At 66.7% G+C, this 19,244-nt stretch carries 12 protein-coding genes; 7 read left to right on the forward strand and 5 right to left on the reverse strand.

What is annotated here, in order from left to right; genetic code table 11:
• Window positions 1–16 precede the first annotated feature (16 nt).
• Together AC4D6D_RS16840 and galA are read left to right on the forward strand one after the other, a co-directional pair.
• The gene (locus AC4D6D_RS16840) at window positions 17–757 is read left to right on the forward strand and encodes a GntR family transcriptional regulator (RefSeq protein WP_334183702.1); all 741 of its coding nucleotides are present in this window, start codon (window positions 17–19) and stop codon (window positions 755–757) included.
• Window positions 754–3,684, forward strand: coding sequence for a beta-galactosidase GalA (gene galA / locus AC4D6D_RS16845; RefSeq protein ID WP_491328217.1), 2,931 nt, complete (start codon window positions 754–756; stop codon window positions 3,682–3,684). The genes AC4D6D_RS16840 and galA overlap by 4 nt, the downstream gene beginning before the upstream one ends.
• Window positions 3,685–3,743: 59 nt before the next feature.
• On the opposite strand, the gene nagE is transcribed toward galA, so the two are convergent.
• From nagE to AC4D6D_RS16870, 5 genes are all read right to left on the reverse strand, one after another.
• Entirely contained in the window at window positions 3,744–5,468 is a 1,725-nt protein-coding gene (gene nagE / locus AC4D6D_RS16850; RefSeq protein ID WP_491328218.1) for an N-acetylglucosamine-specific PTS transporter subunit IIBC, read from the reverse strand.
• Window positions 5,465–8,059, reverse strand: coding sequence for a phosphoenolpyruvate--protein phosphotransferase (gene ptsP / locus AC4D6D_RS16855; RefSeq protein ID WP_491328219.1), 2,595 nt, complete (start codon window positions 8,057–8,059; stop codon window positions 5,465–5,467). Before ptsP ends, nagE begins: the two co-directional genes overlap by 4 nt.
• 28 nt (window positions 8,060–8,087) lie before the next feature.
• Entirely contained in the window at window positions 8,088–9,221 is a 1,134-nt protein-coding gene (nagA, locus tag AC4D6D_RS16860) for an N-acetylglucosamine-6-phosphate deacetylase (RefSeq protein WP_491328754.1), read from the reverse strand.
• The gene (locus AC4D6D_RS16865) at window positions 9,218–10,264 is read right to left on the reverse strand and encodes an SIS domain-containing protein (RefSeq protein WP_491328220.1); all 1,047 of its coding nucleotides are present in this window, start codon (window positions 10,262–10,264) and stop codon (window positions 9,218–9,220) included. Before AC4D6D_RS16865 ends, nagA begins: the two co-directional genes overlap by 4 nt.
• A 216-nt stretch (window positions 10,265–10,480) precedes the next feature.
• Window positions 10,481–11,224 (reverse strand): copper homeostasis protein CutC, encoded by a 744-nt coding sequence (locus tag AC4D6D_RS16870; protein ID WP_491328221.1) that lies wholly within the window; start codon window positions 11,222–11,224, stop codon window positions 10,481–10,483.
• Between the two features lie 547 nt (window positions 11,225–11,771).
• Between AC4D6D_RS16870 and AC4D6D_RS16875 the strand changes: the two genes are divergently transcribed.
• The 5 genes from AC4D6D_RS16875 to AC4D6D_RS16895 all read left to right on the forward strand — a co-directional run bounded on the left by AC4D6D_RS16875 (window position 11,772) and on the right by AC4D6D_RS16895 (window position 19,197).
• A complete protein-coding gene (locus tag AC4D6D_RS16875) occupies window positions 11,772–14,108 on the forward strand; it encodes a GH92 family glycosyl hydrolase (RefSeq protein ID WP_491328222.1) in 2,337 nt (778 codons plus the stop codon).
• Between the two features lie 259 nt (window positions 14,109–14,367).
• Window positions 14,368–15,363 (forward strand): glycosylasparaginase, encoded by a 996-nt coding sequence (locus AC4D6D_RS16880; RefSeq protein ID WP_491328223.1) that lies wholly within the window; start codon window positions 14,368–14,370, stop codon window positions 15,361–15,363.
• A 124-nt stretch (window positions 15,364–15,487) separates the two neighbouring features.
• Window positions 15,488–18,487 (forward strand): TonB-dependent receptor domain-containing protein, encoded by a 3,000-nt coding sequence (locus AC4D6D_RS16885; protein ID WP_491328224.1) that lies wholly within the window; start codon window positions 15,488–15,490, stop codon window positions 18,485–18,487.
• A gap of 64 nt (window positions 18,488–18,551) precedes the next feature.
• The gene (locus AC4D6D_RS16890) at window positions 18,552–18,713 is read left to right on the forward strand and encodes a hypothetical protein (RefSeq protein WP_491328225.1); all 162 of its coding nucleotides are present in this window, start codon (window positions 18,552–18,554) and stop codon (window positions 18,711–18,713) included.
• 91 nt (window positions 18,714–18,804) lie between these two features.
• Entirely contained in the window at window positions 18,805–19,197 is a 393-nt protein-coding gene (locus AC4D6D_RS16895) for a hypothetical protein (RefSeq protein WP_491328226.1), read from the forward strand.
• Window positions 19,198–19,244: the final 47 nt, after the last annotated feature.

A 19,244-nucleotide genomic window follows, 5' to 3' on the forward strand; every position in this document is an offset into this window, starting at 1 on the left:
GCCGAAGGGGGATCGAATGTCATTTTCCGACCGGATTGGTCGTCTGCGCGAAGACAATGCTGCGCCGCTTTACATCCAGCTCCAGCAGCTGATCCGTGATGCCATATCCGAAGGCGTGCTCGACCAGAACGAGGCCATACCGCCGGAACGCAACCTCGCGATCGAGTACGATGTCTCGCGTATCACCGTGCGCAAGGCGATCGCGGGGCTTGTCGAGGAAGGCCTGCTGACGCGGCGGCGCGGGGCAGGCACCTTCGTCGCCTCGCGCGTGGAGAAGAGCTTTTCCAAGCTGACCTCGTTCAGCGAGGACATGGCCGCGCGCGGCAAGCGCGCCTCCAGCGCCTGGGTCTCGCGCATGACCGGCGCGGTCAATCCCGAGGAATCGATGGCGCTGGGCCTCGCGCCCGGCAGCACGGTGCTGCGCTTCACCCGCATCCGCTATGCCGACGACGAGCCGCTCGCGCTCGAAATCTCGACGATCGCCGGGTACTGCCTTGCCAGCCTCGATGTCGTCGGGGATTCGCTCTACAGCGCACTGGAAAAGAGCGGCAACCGCCCGGTCCGCGCACTCCAGCGCCTGCGCGCGGTGCCCTTCGGCACCGAACACGCCAAGATGCTGGGTGTCGAATCCGGCCACGCCGGTCTGCTGATCGAGCGCCACGGCTTCCTGCGTGACGGGCGCATCGTCGAATTCACCCGCTCCTACTATCGCGGCGACTCCTACGACTTCGTTGCCGAGCTGATCGAGGGTTCATGAAAAGACGCGAATTGCTGCTGCGCGGCGCCTCCACCGGCGCCGTCGCTACCCTGTTGCCCGCCCTTTCGACTTCCACTTTTGCGGCTGCCAAACCTGAGTTCGGACCCGGCCTGCCGGACGGACTGCCGATGCCCGCGCCGCTCCCCGGCCCCTCGCCCCGCCTGCCCGAGACCGACCCCTCGCGCACCCTGCTCGAACGCGGCTGGCGCTTCCACGAGGGCGATGTCACGGTTGCCGAACCGGCCGACCACAATGCCACCTACCTCTCGGTCAAGGCAGGCAATGCACGCGGTGCGGCGGCTTTGGCCTTCGACGATTCCGACTGGCAGACGGTCGATCTTCCGCATGACTGGGCCATCGCGCAAGACGTGAGCAAAAGCGCCAATGTCTCGCAGGGCTACCGCCCGCGCGGGATCGGCTGGTATCGCCGCCTGCTGCGGCTGGACGAAAGCCAGAAGGGCCGCCGCCTCGAACTCCATTTCGACGGCATCGCCACCCATGCCACGATCTGGATCAACGGCAGCGAAGTGGCCCATTCGTGGTCGGGCTACAGCAGCGTCATCGTAGATCTCACCCCCTTCGCCCGCTTCGGCGACGAGGTGAACTGGATCGCCGTGCGCGTCGATGCCACGGCGCGCGAGGGCTGGTGGTACGAAGGCGCGGGCCTCTACCGCCACGTCTGGCTGGTCAGCCGCCCTGCCCTGTCGATCGAGACGGACGGCGTCTACTGCGACCCGGTCCATCAGGACGACGGCACCTGGCGCGTGCCGGTGGAAGTCAGCCTGTCGAACGTCGGCGAAGAGACCGGACAGGCCGAGATCGCCGCCCGCCTGCTCGATCCCGAAGGCCGCGAAATCCACCGCGCAGGCGGCAGCGCTGCAGTCGCGCCGCTCGAACAGGCGAAAGTCACTGCCCAGCTCACCCCCGGTGCAGTCAAGCTCTGGTCGCCGGACAGCCCGGTGCTGTACTGCGTCGAGGTGGAGCTGCTGCACGAGGGCAAAGTCGTGGACACCCGGCGCCAATTCATCGGCTTCCGCACGGTGCGCTTCGACCCCGCGCGCGGCATGGTGCTCAACGGCATCGAGACCAAGCTCAAGGGCGTATGCATCCACCAGGACCACACCGGCGTCGGCACCGCGATTCCGGACGCGCTGGCGCTCTGGCGCCTGCAACGCCTGAAGGCGATGGGCTGCAACGCCATCCGCATGTCGCACAATGCCCCCGCCAAGGAAGTGCTCGACTGGTGCGACCGGCTGGGCTTCGTGGTCATGGGCGAGAACCGTCTGTTCAACCCCGCGCCGGACTATCTGGCGCAGCTCGAATGGATGGTCCGGCGAGACCGCAACCACCCCTCCATCGTGCTCTGGTCGGTGTTCAACGAGGAGCCGATGCAGGGCACCCATGCGGGCGTCGAGATGGTCCGCCGCATGCGCAAGGCCGTGCGCCGGCTCGACACCCAGCGCCCGGTGACGGCGGCGATGAACGGCTCGTTCTACAATCCCGAAAACGTCTCCACCGTCGTCGATGTCATGGGCTTCAACTACTACCAGGCCGACTACGACAAGTTCCACGCCCTGCACCCGGACAAGCCGATCACCAGTTCGGAAGACACCAGCGCCTACGAGACTCGCGGCGCTTTCGAGAGCATTCCGGGGCAGCAGGTGATCACCTCGTTCGACAAGGAAGCGGCCTCCTGGGGCGCGACCCACCGCGAGACGTGGAAGATGATCGCCGAGCGGCCTTTCGTGGCGGGTGGGTTCGTGTGGACCGGTTTCGACTATCACGGCGAGCCGACGCCTTATCCCTGGCCCTCGACCAGCAGCTTCTTCGGCGTGATGGACCTCTGCGGCTTCCCCAAGACCGCCTTCGGCATCCATTCCGCCCACTGGCGCGACGATGCCCCGGTGATCTGGCTGGCGCCGCACTGGACATGGCCCGAATACGAACAGAAAGGCCGCGAAGGGCAGACATTGGAAGTCTTCGCGATCACCAATGCCGAAGCCATCGAGCTGCGCCTCAACGGCGAAGTGATCGAGCGCGTGCCCGCCGCCGACCGGATCATGGGCCACACTTTCCAGGTGCCCTATCGCCCCGGCCGGATCGAGGCGCTGGCGCTGCGCGGCGGCAAGGTCGTCGCCAGTGCCGTCCATGAGACCGTTGGCGCGCCGGTCGCCCTGCGTCTGACGCCTGCGCGGCAGGCCCTCGCCAGCGACGGCGAGGACGTGCAGGCGATCACCGTGGACTGCGTGGACGCACGCGGCCGTCATGTGCCGACCGCCAACCTGCTGGTGGATTTCACGATCTCCGGCGGGCGTATCATCGGCCTCGGCAACGGCAATCCGAACGATCATGCGAGCGAGAAGGGTAGCAAGCGTGCGCTGTTCAACGGCCTTGCCCAGGTCATCGTCGAAGGCGATGCCAGCGGCCAGCGGCTGACGCTGGCGGCGAGCGCAAGCGGCCTGCGTTCCGCGCGCCTCAGCCTCGCCCGCGCGCCGCGCGACCCACGCGCGCAAGTGCCGGTCGTCCCGGCGGAAATGCCGATCACCGACTGGCGTAGGTCAGCCCTGTTCCCGCAGAAACCCGATCCGGCGCTCGCCCCGGTGGACGGCGACAACAACTCGTGGGACTTCGTGCGTTCGGGCGTGGCCGCGCCTGCGGGAAGCGCCGGATGGCGCAGCTATCGCACCCGCTTCACGCCGTGGAAGAAAGTCGCGGCCGAGGGCGGCACCCTGCACTGCGCCGGGATCACCGGCGCGGCGGAAGTCTGGCTCGACGGCAAACTGGCCGCCCGAAAGACCGATGCCGCTGCGGGTGCTCTGACCGCGACGATCCCTGCGGGCAGCGGTGCGCGAACCCTCGTCGTTCTGGTTCAGGCGGCGGAAGGCCAGCCCAGCGGGCTGACCGGCAGGGTCTACGTCTCGGCCTGATTCATCGAGCCGCCCGCACCCCGCAACTAAGCGGAGTGCGGGCGGCTCGATAGACTAACTCAGGCGGCAATCCGGTCGAGGTCGGCCACGGCAAACAGCAGATGGATCGCCGCGCCCTCGGTCGCACCGACGGCACGGACTCCGGCGGCAGTCAGCGCTGCTTCGTCGATCACCGTGGCATCCGCCAGTTCGACCCGCAGGCGATTGCCATAGCGCGCCGCACCGCGCACATTGCCTTCACCGCCGAGCGCCTGCACGAGGTTCGCCGGAAGCGCCATCTGCGCCACACTCTCGGCAGCAGCCACGGGAGCCGCACGCGGGGCGCTCGCCGCAGGGCCAGCCGCGATGGCCTCGCGGATTTCCACCGAAACGATGTCCGCCACCGGGCCGAGGATCACCTGAAGCGCCTTGTCCGAAGGACGCACGATGCCCCGCGCGCCGAGCGCCTTGAGCCGCGCCTCGTCCACCGCGCCGTGATCGACGATGATGAGACGCAGGCGCGTGGTGCAGGCGGAAACTTCCACAAGGTTGCCGCTGCCGCCCAGTGCCGCGAGATAGGCATGCCCGCGGGTTGCTTCCGTCGATGCCTCCGCCTCCGCAGGTGCTGCAAGGTCCTCGTCCTCGCGGCCCGGTGTCTTGAGATCGAGCTTGCGGATCGCGAAAGAAAACACGCCGTAGTAAACCGCGAAGTAGAGCAGCCCCACCGGCACCAGCAGCAGCGGGCGCGTCGCCTTGCCGAAGTTCAGCACGTAGTCGAACAGGCCCGCCGAGAACCCGAAGCCGAGGTGCATGCCCAGCGCGTCGGTCAGCCACATCGAAGCGCCGGTCAGAACCGCGTGGATCGCGTAGAGCACCGGGGCGAGGAACATGAAGCTGAATTCGATCGGCTCGGTCACGCCGGTCAGCAGCGAGGTCAGCGCGAGGCTGAAGAACATGCCGCCAACCGCCTTGCGCCGCTCGGGCCGCGCCGCGCGGTACATCGCGAGACAGGCGGCGGGCAGGCCGAACATCATGACAGGGAAGAAGCCGGTCATGAAGCTCCCGGCGGTGGGATCGCCCGCGAAGAAGCGGCGGATGTCGCCGTGGGCGCCGTTATAGTCGCCGAAGACGAACCAGAACAGGTTGTTGAAGACGTGGTGCAGGCCTGTCACCAGCAGCAGCCGGTTGATGAGGCCGAACAGGAACAGGCCGAAGCCGCCGAGCCCGGTGATGCCGTGGCTCACCCCGTCGATGCCGGTGACGATCGGCTGGAAACCGAGGCCGACCACGCTGGCGATCACCAGACCGGCCACGCCCGAAACGATCGGCACGAAGCGGCGCCCGCCGAAGAAGGCCAGATATTCCGGCAGCTTCATCGCCGAGAAGCGGTTGTAGAACAGCCCGCCGACAAGGCCCGATATGATGCCGATCGGCACGTCGAGCCGCCCGATGGCCTGGCTCTTGGCCGCCGCCACTGCCGCCGCGAAGGCGTCCTTGGCCAGCGCAGGGTCGATCCCCGGCGGCACCGGCATCAGCACTTTGGCGCCTTCGGTGGCGACGAGGAAGCAGACGATGCCTGCAAGGCAGGCGGCGCCATTGCCGTCGCGCGCATAGCCGGTGGCGACGCCGATCGAGAACAGCAGGCCGAGGTGCGAGAACAGCGCATCGCCCGCCGCGCTCAACAGTGCGATATCCAGCAGGTCCGGTTGTCCGAGCCGCAGCAGCAGCCCCGCCACCGGCAGCACCGCGATCGGCAGCATGAGCGCACGGCCCAGTGGCTGCAACGTTTCGAGAACCCGCCTCATGCCCCCTGCTCCTTCAGAAATTCGCGTACAAGCTCACGGATTTCCGCCGCCGAGCCGCATTCCAGCGCCTGCGCGGCAAGCGCGCGGCAGCTTTCGATGGTGAGACCCGTCACCAGCGCCTTGATGTCCGGCACCTGGGCGGGGGTTGCGGAAAGCTCCGCCACGCCGAGGCCCAGCAGCAGCGGCACCGCCAGCGGGTCGGAGGCCAGCGAACCGCAGACGCCGGTCCAGCGACCATGCCGCGCACCGCCCTCGCACGTCAGCGCGATCAGGCGCAGCACTGCCGGGTGAAGCCCGTCGATGGCCGAGGCCACCGCCGAATTGCCCCGGTCCATCGCCAAGGCATATTGGGTAAGATCGTTGGTGCCCACCGAAAGAAAATCGGCCTCGCGCGCCAGAATGTCCGCCGTTGCGGCAGCGGCGGGGGTCTCGACCATGATGCCCAGCGACACCGGCTCGACCAGGCCCAGCCGCGCTGCCACGCTATCCACAACCGCCCGCACCGCGCGCAGTTCGGAAAGGCTGGCCACCATCGGCACCATGATCTTGCACTGCCCGACAGGCCGGACGCTGAGGATCGCCTCGACCTGCGCTTCGAGCAGTTCGGGATGGGCAAGGCCGACGCGAATGCCGCGCAGGCCCAGCGCCGGGTTTTCTTCGGGTGCCATCGGCAGGAACGGCGCGGGCTTGTCGCCGCCGATATCGAGCAGGCGCACGATCAGCGGGCGGCCTTCCAGCGCATCGGCGATGGCCTGATAAGTCTCCAGCTGCTGCGCCGCGCTCGGCGCCTGGGCGCGCTCCACGAAAAGGAACTCGCTGCGCAGCAAACCGCTGCCTTCGGCGCCGTTGACCATCGCCTGACGAGCATCGGCCAGCGAGCCGAGATTGGCGAAGACCTCGATCCGGCTGCCATCGGCAGTATGGCACGGCCCCTTGGCTTCGAGCGCGGCGGCGCGGCGGGCGGCCTGGATGGCCAGCTGCTCGCGAACGCCGTCGATCCGCTCGGGCGAAGCCCCGGTTTCGAGCCGCGCGGCGGCGGCATCGACGACAAGCACCGTACCCTCGGCAATATCGTCGAGTGCGGTTCCCATCGCCACCAGCATCGGCACGCCAAGCCCGGCGGCAAGAATGGCGACGTGCGAAGTCGGCCCTCCATTGACGAGACAGATCGCCGCGAGCCGTTCCGGATCGAGCGCCATAAGCTGCGACGGCAGCAGATCCTCGGCGATCACCACGGCGTTCTCAGGCAGCGCGAAGCCGATGGCATCGCCGCCGATCAGCGCGCACAGCACCTGCCGTTCGAGATCGCGCATGTCGTCCACGCGCTCGACAAGGCGGGCGTCGCCCGAACGCAGCAGGAGATCGACTTGCGAGCCGATCGCCAGCCGCCAGGCCGCCCCGGCGCTCTCGCCTTTCGCGATGGCCTCATGGGCGGCGGCGAGCAGGTCCTCGTCCTCCAGCATGACCGCATGGGCCGCGAGGATCGAGGCCGCATGGTCCGGCGCGCCTTGGCTTTCCTGCGCGATTCTGGCGCGCAGTTCCGCCAGCGTGCGGTCCAGCAGCACACGTTCGATGGCGGGGTCGCCCGAACCTTCGGCGATCTCGACTTCGCCAAGCCGGTAGTGGACTGCCTGCCCCACCGCCACGCCGGGCGCGGCGACGACGCCTGCCAGCGTGCCGTCCGCCGCAATCGCCGTGACGCGGCGCGTGACAGGCGCGGGCGCGGCGGCGCGCACCGGCTGCGGTGCGGGCTGTTCGTCGCCATGCGCCAGTTCGCCCATGCCGCTGGCGATCAGGGCCTCCAGCGCGTCGAGCACCTCACCGGCCTGCGTTCCGCGCGCGTGGAGCGAGATGCGGTCGCCAAGCTTGATCCCCAGCGCCAGCACGCCGACCGGGCTGCGCAGGCTGGCGGTCTTGCCCGCGATCTCGATGCGCACCACGGCGTCGAACGACGTCGCAACCTGCCGCAGGCGCGCGGCCGGGCGAGCGTGAATGCCGTGGCGCAGCGGAACCGAAAGTTCGCGCACCTGCTCCTCGTCGGACGAGGCAGAGGCTTCCGCCGTGGCGGCACTTTCGCCTGCCACCCGGCGCAGCGTCATCACCGTATCGCCGACCTTTACCGGGCCGGGATCGCGCTTCGATTCCAGCGCCCATTCCTCGCTGGCGAGCAGGAGCACCGGCGTCATCGCGCTGGCCGCGCCCGTCACCACGGCGTCGAGGTCGAAGCGCACCAGCGGATCGCCCGCCGCCACGCTCTGGTCCTGCCCCACGAGCGGCGTGAAACCGCGCCCGCCCATCGCCACGGTATCGACGCCGAGATGGACCAGCAGTTCCGCCCCGCCTGCAAGGCGCAGGGTCACGGCATGGCCGGTCGCGGCAAGCGAAGCCACGATGCCCGCGCAAGGCGCGTGCAGCACCGAGCCGGTCGGATCGATGGCCACGCCGTCGCCGAGCATTCCCCCGGCAAAGACCGGATCGGGAATTTCGGAGAGCGGCGCCAGCCAGCCCTCCAGCGGCGCCTTGATGGCGATGGTGTGCTCGGCGGGTGTCATGGCCCGGTCGGCAGTCATGGAAGAAACGGAGGCAGTCATGATTGTGGCTTGTCTCCAGGAATCGATATCAGAATGCCCGTTCGCCGGCGATCCAGGTCGCCTGCGGCGCCATGGCGCGGTCGAGTTGGACGAAATCGGCGGTATATCCAGCGGCGATCACGCCGCGTTTCGAGCCGAGGCCCAGGAATTCCGCCGGTTGCACGCTGGCCATGTCGACCGCCTGCCCCACCGAAAGCCCCGCCATGTCCACGGCATTGCGCACGGCAGCGGCCATGTCGAGCGAAGCGCCCGCCAGCGTGCCGTCCGCACCCACGCAGCGCCCTTCCGCGACGATGATCTCGCGGCCGTCAAGCTCGAAGCTGGTGAGATCGGTGCCGACACAGGACATCGCGTCCGTCACCAGCACGAAGCGGTCGAGCGGGCGGCTCGCCAGCGCGACGCGCATCGCGGCGGGGTGGACGTGATAGCCGTCGGCAATGAGTCCGCACCAGACCGTCCGGTTTTCCAGCGCCGCGCCGACCATGCCGGGATTGCGGTGATGCAGCGCCGACATCGCGTTGAACAAGTGCGTCACGCCGGTTACGCCCATGTCGAAGGCGGCACGCGCGGTCTCGTAATCGGCGTCGGAATGGCCCATCGCCAGCACGACCCCGGCCGCGATCAGTGCCTTGGCCTGATCGGCGTGGAGATATTCGGGCGCGATCGTGAACAGCACTTTGCCCGCGCGAGGCCGCGTCAGCAGGTCGACCATCTCGTCGTCCAGCTTGCGCAAGTTGCCCTCGGAATGGATGCCGCGCCGTTTCACATTGAGCACCGGACCTTCGACGTGGATGCCGATGCAGCCGGGCACGCCTGCCGCAATCGCCTCGTCGGTGGCGTCGAGGCCGCGCGCTATCACGTCCGGCGTCGCGCTGATGAGCGTCGGCAACAGCGCGGTCGTGCCGAACCGCGCGTGCGCGGCGGCGATCGTGGCGATGCCCTGCGGGGTCGGTGCGTCGTTGAGCAGCACCCCACCGCCGCCGTTGACCTGCACGTCGATGAAGCCCGGCACCAGCCAGCCACCGTCGAGATCGACGACTTCGTCGGCCTCAATTCCACGCTGCGCCGAAACGATGCGCCCCTGCTCCACGCTCACCACGGCATCGCGCGCCCAGGCGCGATCCAGATAGACGTTGCCGTTGACGAAGGCGATTTTCATCAGAGAGTCTCGGTAACCTTGCGCAAGTGGGCGGGATTGTCCGGGTCGAGCCCGCGCGCAAGCGAAAGTGCGTTCACTTGCGGATAGAAAGTCTGGATCATCAGCAGCGGCTCCAGCGCGGCATGGCCGGCCAGTGCTGCCAGCGTGCTGTCACCGAACGGCTGCTCGGCATCAAGCAGCGCAACTTGCGCGCCGCGACCGGCGAATTCCGCAGCGGCCCCGCGCACGCTCTCGCCGCTGGCGTCGGAGGTGGCGAAAGCGACGATGGGGAAGCCTTCGTTGATGATCGTCATCGGGCCGTGGCGCACTTCGGCGGCGCTATAGGCCTCGGCGTGGAGCGCACAGGTTTCCTTGAGCTTCAGCGCGCCTTCCTGGGCGATGCCGAAACCGTATCCGCGCGCGATCACGAAGAGATTGTTCGCCTGCGACAGCTGGCCGACGAGATCGAAGGGCGCAGTGTTGGCAGCCACTTCCAGCCCTTCCGGCAGGCGCTCCAGCGCGAGGCCGAGCGGGGCATCGCCGGTCCAGTGCGCCACCAGCGCGGCCACCCCGGCGAGCGAGGCGATATAGGACTTGGTCGCCGCCACCGACTTTTCGGGACCGGCGTGGAGCGGCAGCACCCAGTGCGCCAGATCGGCCAGCGGCGCGGTCTCGTCGTTGACGAGCGCGACGACGCGGGCCCCGGCCCGGCGATGCGCTTCGACGGCGGCGAGCAGGTCCGGGCTGCGGCCACTCTGCGAGATTGCGATCACCAGCACCCGGCCCGGCTGCATCTCGGCGCCGAACACCGAGGAGACGCTGAGCGCCGACGAGGACACCGGCACGCCTGCCAGCGTCTCGATCAGATACTTGGCGTAAGTCGCCGCATTGTCGGACGAGCCGCGCGCGCAGGTAACGACCACCGAGGGCGGATCGTCGCGCAGATCCTGGGCCAGCTTCATCAGAACGGTGCGGTTGTTCTGCAGGAAGCTGCGCACGGCCTGCGGAGCCTCGGCGGCCTCGCGAGCCATCAGGGAAAGCGAAGGATTTGCGGCGTCGGACGGCATGTCTAGGGCTCTCCTGCATATCGAACCCGGTCGGCGAAAGAAGCGCCGGACCGGAACGACTGCTTACCAATATCGGTATAAGTTCTATATTGGTATTCCCGAACTCCAAGCGATGCGCAATTGGTTTCGCTCAGGTGCGGCGATTTTCTTTCCTCTCCCGCACCTTCTGCGGACTTGCCCGAAGAGGAAAGGATGCCAGCGACTGCCGCCGGAGCCTCACGTCCGGGCGATTGCCGCCTTGAGACGGGCCACTTCGCCCGAATCCGTGACCGCCCTCGCCGCTTTCTGGAAGCCCAGTTCCTCCAGTCGTGCCATTGCAGCGACATCGACCACGCCGCCCACTTTCCGGCAGGAGCCATGGAATTCGACGACCCCAGCCTCGCGCAATACAGGAACCGCCTCGGCAGAGACGCCGGCCCCGGCAAGAATCACGATCCTGCCTGCCGCCAGTTCCTGAAGATGCGCCAGCATTCGCGCGCCCTCGGGCGCCCGCACCGCACCGCCCGACGTCAGGATGCGATCGAAACCCATCGCCACCGCCTGTTCCAGACCGTTTTCCATATCGTCCAGCAAATCGAATACCCGGTGCAGGGTCAGTGACAGGCGCGCGCCCCGCGCGGCCCCGGCGCTTCGGGCATGGTCCAGCCACTCGCCCAGAATCCCAAGGTCCAACCCGCGTGACGACCCAGCGCCGATCACGATTCCCGCAAGACCGGCCTCCGCCGCCAGATCGATATCGTCCCGCACCTGCGCGACTTCGCGGGCATCGTAGACAAAATCACCTTCGCGCGGGCGGCAGAGCATATGCACGGGAATCGGCGCCGCCGCAGCGAGGCGAACCAGCGACCGGGGCGGCGTGAGACCGCCCAGCGCCAGCGCGCTGCAAAGCTCGATGCGATCGCCGCCGCCCGCAACCGCTGCAGCAATGCCCGCCGGATCCTCGACACAGACTTCAAGCATTCGCCGATTCTCCTCTCATTCCGCCCTGCACGGTTCACGCCAGGGCGATTCGCAAGAACGCGAATTGGACATACTTTGGCCTGCCACACCACCCCATGCCCTGTCCGACGGATAGCCCGGCGAAAGCCAGCTGCAACGCTTTTCCGCAGGACGGAGCGTCAAATCACGGACCATCGGATACGGAAAAAAAATTCCAATGGACAAAATAACCTATTTTGGTGACATTAAATCGCGATATTGGTATGATATTGGCCTTGCAACAGGACAAGTCGGCGCGCATTCACGGGATTCGTCGCCGGTTCGGCACGGATTTCGGACCATGAGGAGAACGACGATGAAATCCCTGCGCGCGATGCCCTTGGCCGCAACGACCCAATTCAGCTTCTAAGTCCCGTGCAAAGGCGTGCAGGTCCCTCTCCTCCTCACTAAGACCTGCATGCACACGGGCCGGCGCCTGTCCCAGGGTTCTTGACCCTGCGGACAGGCGCCGTCCTTTTATAAAACGGGGCTTCATGAAACGGGCCCTATATAAACTGGGATGCCGGAAATGACCGCCTTGAGCCGCCGCCGCCTGATGTCAGGCTCCTGCCGCCTTGCCCTGCTGGCCGCCGCCGTGCCAGCCGGGGCAACCCGTGCGATTGCCGCCGAAACCGGGCCTGCCGCGAGAGTCGATCCCTTCATCGGCACCGGCGGCGACGGCCATACGTTCCCCGGCGCCACCCTGCCCTTCGGCATGGTTCAGCTCAGCCCCGATACCGACACCGCACGCTGGGATACCTGCTCGGGCTATCACCACGGCGATGCCTCGCTGCTCGGGTTCTCCCACACGCACTTGTCCGGCACCGGTATCGGCGACATGCTCGACGTGCTCGTCGTGCCCTGCCGAGGGGAAGTGCGCCTCCAGCCCGGACCGCTGGACCGCCCCGACGAAGGCTATCGCCTGCGCTACAGCGACGAGGTGGCGGAGCCGGGCTATTACCGCGTCCAGCTTGAAAACGGCGTCACCAGCGAACTCACAACAACGCTGCGCGCCGGCATCCAGCGGCACGTCTACCCGGCAGGCGGAGCCGATAGTTCGGCCCACCTGCTGATCGACCTCTCGCACCTCGTGCAGGACTCGTCCGACAAGTATCCGCTGATCGACGATGCGGAAATGGCGCTGGACGCCGACGGCACGCTGACCGGCCAGCGGCGGGTGTTCCGCTGGGCCAAGGGCCGCCACATCTATTTCGCGATGCAGTTCTCGCGCCCGCCGAGCCGCGTGGAATTCTTCGGGGACAAGGACGCGCCGCAACCCGAGGGCAGCAAGCAGGTCAAGGGCCGCCGCCTGAAGGCCGCCGTCCACTTCGACGATGCCGCAAGCGCGCCGATCATCGTGCGCACCGCCGTCTCGGCGGTGGACGTCGCAGGCGCCCGCGCCAATCTCGCGGCAGAAGCGACTCACTTCGACTTCGACGCCTATCGTCAGGCCGCCAGCCGGGCATGGGCGGAGGAGCTGTCGCATATCGCGGTGAGCGGCGGCAACGCCGAACAGCGCACGATCATGGCGACCTCGCTCTATCATGCCGCCATCGGGCCGACGCTGTTCTCCGATGTGGACGGGCGCACCATCGGCCTCGACCGCAAGGTGCACCAGCTCGCCCCCGGCGAGAAGGCCTACAGCGCCTATTCGCTCTGGGACACCTACCGCGCCTTCCACCCCTTGCAGACGCTGATCCGGCCTGCGCGGGTCGAGGAATTCGTCGCCGATCTCATCCGCCAGACCCAGCAAAGCCCTTATGGCCCGCCGGTCTGGCCGCTTCAGGGCGTGGAGACCGGCTGCATGATGGGCTGGCACTCGGTGCCGGTGCTGGCCGAGGCCATGGCCAAGGGCATCCCCGGCGACTACGCCGCCGCCTGGCCCAATATCCGCCGCCGCGCGTTCGACTTCACGATGCCCGTGCTCGACAATTCCCGCGGCATTCCGGAATATGACGCCAAGGGCTACGTTCCCGCCGACAAGGTGTTCGAAAGCGTCAGCCGTACGCTCGAATATGCCTACGACGACTATGCCGCCGCACACATCGCTAAAGCGGCAGGCGCCGCGGACGATGCGGCGCGGCTGAAGGCGCGCTCGGGCAACTGGAAAAACGTGTTCGACACGCAAACCGGCTTCGCCCGCCCGCGCCTCGACAACGGTGCCTGGACCGAACCCTACGATCCGGTCGAACTGGGCCATTGGGACAAGTGGCGAGACTTCACTGAATGCAACGGCTGGCAGGCGACCTTCCTCAACCAGCACGACGTCCACGGCCTGGCCGAGGCGATGGGCGGCCCGGCGGGCCTCGAAGCCAAGCTCGACGCCTTCTTCAACGCGCCCTCGACCCTGCCGAAGAACGCGCCGCCGGACATCAGCGGCATGGTCGGGCAATATGCCCACGGCAACGAGCCTTCGCACCACGTCGCCTATCTCTATGCCTGGACCGGCGCACACTGGAAGACCCAGGCGATGGTGCGCCGCCTGCTCGCACTGATGTACCGCGACAGACCGGCGGGTGTGATCGGCAACGACGACTGCGGACAGATGAGCGCCTGGTACGTGCTCTCGGCGCTCGGCTTCTATCCGGTCGATCCGGTCAGCGGCATCTACATCTTCGGCAGCCCGCTGTTCGAGGAAGCCCGTGTGCGCCTCGGCAACGGGCGCGAACTCATCGTCAGCGCGCCGGGCAACCGCTCGGACCGGCCCTACTACGGCCGAGTCGAATGGAACGGCAAAGCGCACGACCGGAGCTGGATCAGCCACGAGGAACTCATGAAGGGCGGCAGGCTGACCTTCCACATGCAGAACGTGCCGGAGCCGTCCTTCGGCCAGGCCCTCCGGAATCGACCGCCGCGACAGGGCTGAACCAAAACACGACCACGCTGCGAAGCCCGCCGGGAGAGACGCCTCTTCCGGCGGGTTTTTTGCTGCTTTCGCACTGCGCGTGAGACCAATTTGCGACATATTTCAGGGTCAATCGCAAAAATGTAATGCCAATTTGATTTTTGGAATTGAATTTATTTAATACCTATGACAGCTTTGTTTCAGGGCAAGCTTCGGGAAGGGCGGGCCGCTTTCAGCAGCCGAACATCGAAGCGGTCGCATTGGCTTGGGACGAATGGGCATGGGAATTTCGCGTCGCGATACCTTGGGGCTTGCCTTGGCCGGAGCGGCCGTCGCCGGAACGGCACGCGCTGCGGCTCCTGCGAAGAATGCGGGCAAGACAGCACTCGTGGTTTCCACCTGGGACTTCGGTGCCGCCGCCAACGCCGCCGCCTATAGCCGCTGGAAAGCCGGCGGCACGCTGATCGACGCCGTCGAAGCAGGTGCCCAGGTCCCGGAAGCGGACCTTTCCAATCATTCCGTGGGCATGGGCGGCTATCCCGACCGGGACGGCCATGTCACGCTCGACGCCATCATCATGGACGATCGCGGCCATGCAGGCGCCGTCGCCGCGCTCGAAGGCTATGTCCATGCGATCTCGGTCGCCCGCCGCGTCATGGAGCGAACCCCGCACACGATGCTGGTCGGCGAAGGCGCCGCGCAATTCGCCCGCGAGCAGGGCTTCGCTTCGCAGGACCTGCTGACGCCCGAAGCGGAAGCGGCCTGGAAGGAATGGCTCAAGACAGCCGAATACAAGCCGATCGCCAATATCGAGAACCAGCGCGGCTCGGCCCTGGATCACGATACGATCGGCATCCTTGCACGCAGCCCGGACGGCCGTCTTGCCGGTGCCTGCACCACCTCGGGCATGGCCTTCAAGCTGCGCGGACGCGTAGGCGATTCTCCCCAGTCGGGCTGCGGGTTGCTGGTTGAACCCGGCGTCGGCGCCGCCACTGCCACCGGCGTCGGCGAGGAAGTGACCCGCATCGCCGGAGCGGCGCGCGTCGTCGGTTCGATGCGCATGGGTATGTCGGCCATGGCGGCCTGCCGCGAGGCAGTGGAGCACATCGTCAAGCTGCGCGGGGATGCCGTGAAGGACGCCCAGGTCGCCTTCCTGGCGATCGACAAGGACGGCGAGGTCGGCGCCTTCGCGATCCAGCCCGGTTTCACTTACGCGGTGACCGACGCGAGCGGACGCACCACGGTCCACCCGTCGCAAAGCCTCCGCCGCACCTGAGCGCGCGCCTGCAAGCGACGCAAGAGTACATGCCGGTAACGACCGGCAACGGATCAAGACAACCTAAATTCGGGCCGAAAACGCTTCGGGCCCACAACGTATCAGGGAAGAAAAGGGCTATCGCATGAGGAAGATTACCAGAATTCTGTTGGCCACGACCTGCATCACCGGCCTCGCCACCCCGGCGCTGGCGCAGGACAATGCGCCGGCCGATGCCGAAGCGGGTGCCGGTTCCTCCGGCTCGATCGTCGTAACGGGTTCGCGCATCAACCGTCCGAACTCCACGGCCGCCGCGCCGATCACGTCCGTCACCAACGATGCGATCCGCGCCCAGGCGGCGGTCAACATCGAGGAAGTGCTGAACCGCATTCCCCAGATCTCGCCGGACAGCCAGCAGAACTATTCGGACTCCGACGGCCGCCAGCGCATCAAGCTGCGCAACCTCGGCTTCGAACGCACTCTGGTCCTGGTCGACGGCAAGCGCGTCGGCACCATGAACGGCATCGATGCCAACATGATCCCGACCTCGCTGATCAAGCGCGTGGACGTGCTGACCGGCGGCGCCTCGGCGGTCTACGGCTCGGACGCGGTCGCGGGCGTCGTCAACTTCATCATGGATGACGACTTCGAAGGCATCCAGCTCAACGGCAACTACAACTTCTACCTGCACAAGAACAAGCGCACGCTGATCTCGGACGTCGCCAGCCAGTACGGCTTCGACCAGCCCGCGCGCGGCACCGCCATCGACGGCGGGCGCAGCGACATCTCGCTGACCTTCGGCAAGAAGCTGTTCGACGGCCGCTTCCACATCAGCGGCTATGCCAACTACCGCGAGGCGGACCTGGTGCCGTTCTCGGCGCGCGAGACGGCAGGCTGCGAACTGATTCAGACCGGCAAAGACGGCCCCCTCGGCTGCTCGGTGTCGACCTATACGCCCTACGGCTACATTTCGCCCCGCTCGGGAGCAGCCAACGGCCAGCAGTTCGTCAACAATCCGGACGGCTCCCGCACTCTCCTGCCTTATGGCAACGCCTATGCCGCCAATCCCTACGACGGTTACTCATTCCAACGCGCCGACAAGCGCTGGAATGCGGGCGGCTTTACCTCCTTCGAACTGTCCGACGCCGCCGAACTCTACGGCAGCGTCATGTGGTTCCGCGACCGCTCTTCCAATCCCTATCCGGCCCGCGTGCTGAATGCCGAGACTTATGGCGAAGGCAAGACATACCTCGTCAACTGCAACAATCCGTTGATGTCAGCCTCGCAGGCGCAGACCATCTGCGGCGCCAGTGCGGGCACCGATACTCTCGCTCCGCTCGACGTTCGCTATCGCTTCAACAATGCACGCCCCATATCGGATTCCTACCTCAACCAGGGGCTGCGCGCGACCGCTGGCGTACGCGGCCAGTTCGCGCAGGGCTGGAGTTACGACGTGGGCGGCGTCTACGCCCGCAATCGCATGGACACGACCTGGGGCCGACCCAACTATGAGCGTGTCAACAATGCGCTCAATGTGGTCAACGTAAACGGCCAGCTCCAGTGCGCCTCGGGCTCGGCGGACGGCTGCCTTCCCTTCGACGCCTTCAGCGCCAACTCGGCCACCAACGGCCAGGCGCTCTTGGACTACCTGACCGAGTTCGGCACCAGCACCACGATCAACACCCTCTACAACGCGGTTGCAACCGTACAGGGCGATCTGGGCACTTACGGCATCCAGTCGCCCTGGGCCGAACAGGGCGTGGCCATTGCGCTGGGTGCCGAGTTCCGCGAGGACAAGCTGAAGAGCTACGCCGACGACGTTTGGCGCAAAAACTGGGGTGGGTCGAACAGCAACCTCTCCCAGAACGCCTGGGAAGGCAACGTCGAGGTTCAGGTTCCGATCATCGAGCACAAGCCCTTCGCCGACCTGCTCCAGTTCAATGGCGCGTTCCGCCTGTCGAAGTACAGCTCCAACCCGGATACCTTCTCGACCTGGAAGGCCGAGGCGATCTGGTCGCCGATCTCGGACATCACCTTCCGCGGCTCGATCAACAAGGCCCAGCGTGCGCCGACGGTGGTGGAAGCCTATCAGGGCTCCAACATCAGCTATGATCGGATCACGCCGACCTTCAACGACATCTGCGCGCCGACCGTCTCCTATACGACCGGTGCCAATGGCCAGCAGGTTCCCGTCTACGGCGCACCCGCCGCATCGCGTGAAGTCTGCGCCGCGACCGGCCTGGCCGACAGCCTCTACGGCAGCCCGACCCTGGTCTGTCCGACCGACGTGGGCTGCACCGTTCGCCGCGGCGGCTATACGGTCAACCCGGAAACCGCCTATACCAAGACCTTCGGCGTCGTGCTGAAGCCGTCGTTCCTGCCCGGCCTCGTCATCTCGGCCGACCGCTTCCTGATCGATCTCAACGATTCGATCGGCTACAACGATTACGACTACTTCTCGAACGGCTGCCTCCAGACGGGCAGCGAGTTCTTCTGCTCGATGTTCGTCCGCAATGCCGATGGCACGCTGTCGAGCAACCCGAGCACCAACCCGACCGCGGGTTACATCCGCGGCGGCACGACCAACTACTACAAGAGCAAGTCGCATGGCTGGGACTTCCAGGGCCAGTATTCGACCGGTCTCGGCAAGTACGGCACCCTCGCGCTGGACTTCGCGGGCTCGCTGACGACGCTGGCGGGCGGCCAGGATTCGCCGATCCTGCCGAAGTACAACTGTGCCGGATACTACGGCGGCACTTGCGGCCAGCTGATCCCCAAGTGGACCCACAGCCTGCGCGCCACCTACACGACCGAGGATCGCTTCTTCAACGCCTCGCTCAACTGGCGCTATGTCGGCTCGCTGACCAACGTGAGCAACTCGGGCGATCCGGCACTGGGTTGGAAGCCGGGTAGCGAGCGCGAGACGTTCTACCGCCTCGGCGCGCAGAACTACTTCGACCTCGCGCTGACGTTCCGCGTCGATGCGGCCTATTCGTTCCGCATTTCCGCGAACAACATCCTCGACCGCCGCCCGCCGCTGCTGCCGAACTCGTATGGCTACGGCCTGTCGCGCAGCAATACGCTCTCGGCCCGCTACGACTCGCTCGGCCGCCAGATCGCAGTCGGCGCGACCGTCAACTTCTGATCGTGATCCCGAGCCGGAACGCCCCCACGCGTTCCGGCTCGGGAAAACGCCTTCCAGAGATATCATGAATCCAGACAAGCAGACCGCACGGGACAGCGGACCTTCCGATGCCGTGCATTCGACCGAACAGGTCGCCAAGAAACCGAATACCGAAAAAGACAAGATATCCGCCAACCGCCGGCGCTTCGAACTTCGCGCCGTGGCGCCCCTCGATCCGGACTTCTGATTCCCGCATCGCGGATCACCTTCCAGTGCTTTGAAAACCGGCTCCTTTGTGCCAAGCGGAGATAGTTCTCTGCGACAGCCAGGAGTTATCGATGCGCGCAAGACCTTTACTCGCTCTCGCCGGGCTGCTCGTCATGACGAGCGGCGTGCCCGCCGCCGCACAGGATCGCGCACCCGCGCACGGCTCAGCGGCTCGCGGGTTCGAGGCCAAGGCCCGCAAGGGCATGGCCTATGCCCAGTTCCGCAAGCAGGTGCTCGCCGCAGGCTGGCAGGCGGAAGGTAGCGAGGATTGCGCGGAAAGCGCCGGTGCCCAGGCCTGCAAGGCGCTTCCCGAACTCGACCGCTGCGCGGACGGCACCTGCCTGATGTCCTTCACCCATCCGGACGAGGATGCGGTCCTGCGCGTGGCGGCCAGGGGCAGCGCCGAGGCCGCCGCAAAAACCGGGACGCCCGGAGTAGCGCTCGACGACTGGGGCTTCGAATAAGCCCCACCACAGGTTTCTCGTCGTACCCCAACGCCATCAAGTCGTAT

This window comes from Novosphingobium sp. BF6 (genome assembly GCF_058273105.1).

Coding starts and splice junctions, on each gene's coding strand:
- nagE (WP_491328218.1), bottom strand. CDS start 5,468: ATGAGGCGGGTTCTCGAAACGTTGCAGCCACTGGGCCGTGCGCTCATG.
- AC4D6D_RS16890 (WP_491328225.1), top strand. CDS start 18,552: ATGAATCCAGACAAGCAGACCGCACGGGACAGCGGACCTTCCGATGCC.
- AC4D6D_RS16880 (WP_491328223.1), top strand. CDS start 14,368: ATGGGAATTTCGCGTCGCGATACCTTGGGGCTTGCCTTGGCCGGAGCG.
- galA (WP_491328217.1), top strand. CDS start 754: ATGAAAAGACGCGAATTGCTGCTGCGCGGCGCCTCCACCGGCGCCGTC.
- AC4D6D_RS16895 (WP_491328226.1), top strand. CDS start 18,805: ATGCGCGCAAGACCTTTACTCGCTCTCGCCGGGCTGCTCGTCATGACG.
- ptsP (WP_491328219.1), bottom strand. CDS start 8,059: ATGACTGCCTCCGTTTCTTCCATGACTGCCGACCGGGCCATGACACCC.
- AC4D6D_RS16840 (WP_334183702.1), top strand. CDS start 17: ATGTCATTTTCCGACCGGATTGGTCGTCTGCGCGAAGACAATGCTGCG.
- AC4D6D_RS16875 (WP_491328222.1), top strand. CDS start 11,772: ATGACCGCCTTGAGCCGCCGCCGCCTGATGTCAGGCTCCTGCCGCCTT.
- AC4D6D_RS16885 (WP_491328224.1), top strand. CDS start 15,488: ATGAGGAAGATTACCAGAATTCTGTTGGCCACGACCTGCATCACCGGC.
- AC4D6D_RS16865 (WP_491328220.1), bottom strand. CDS start 10,264: ATGCCGTCCGACGCCGCAAATCCTTCGCTTTCCCTGATGGCTCGCGAG.
- AC4D6D_RS16870 (WP_491328221.1), bottom strand. CDS start 11,224: ATGCTTGAAGTCTGTGTCGAGGATCCGGCGGGCATTGCTGCAGCGGTT.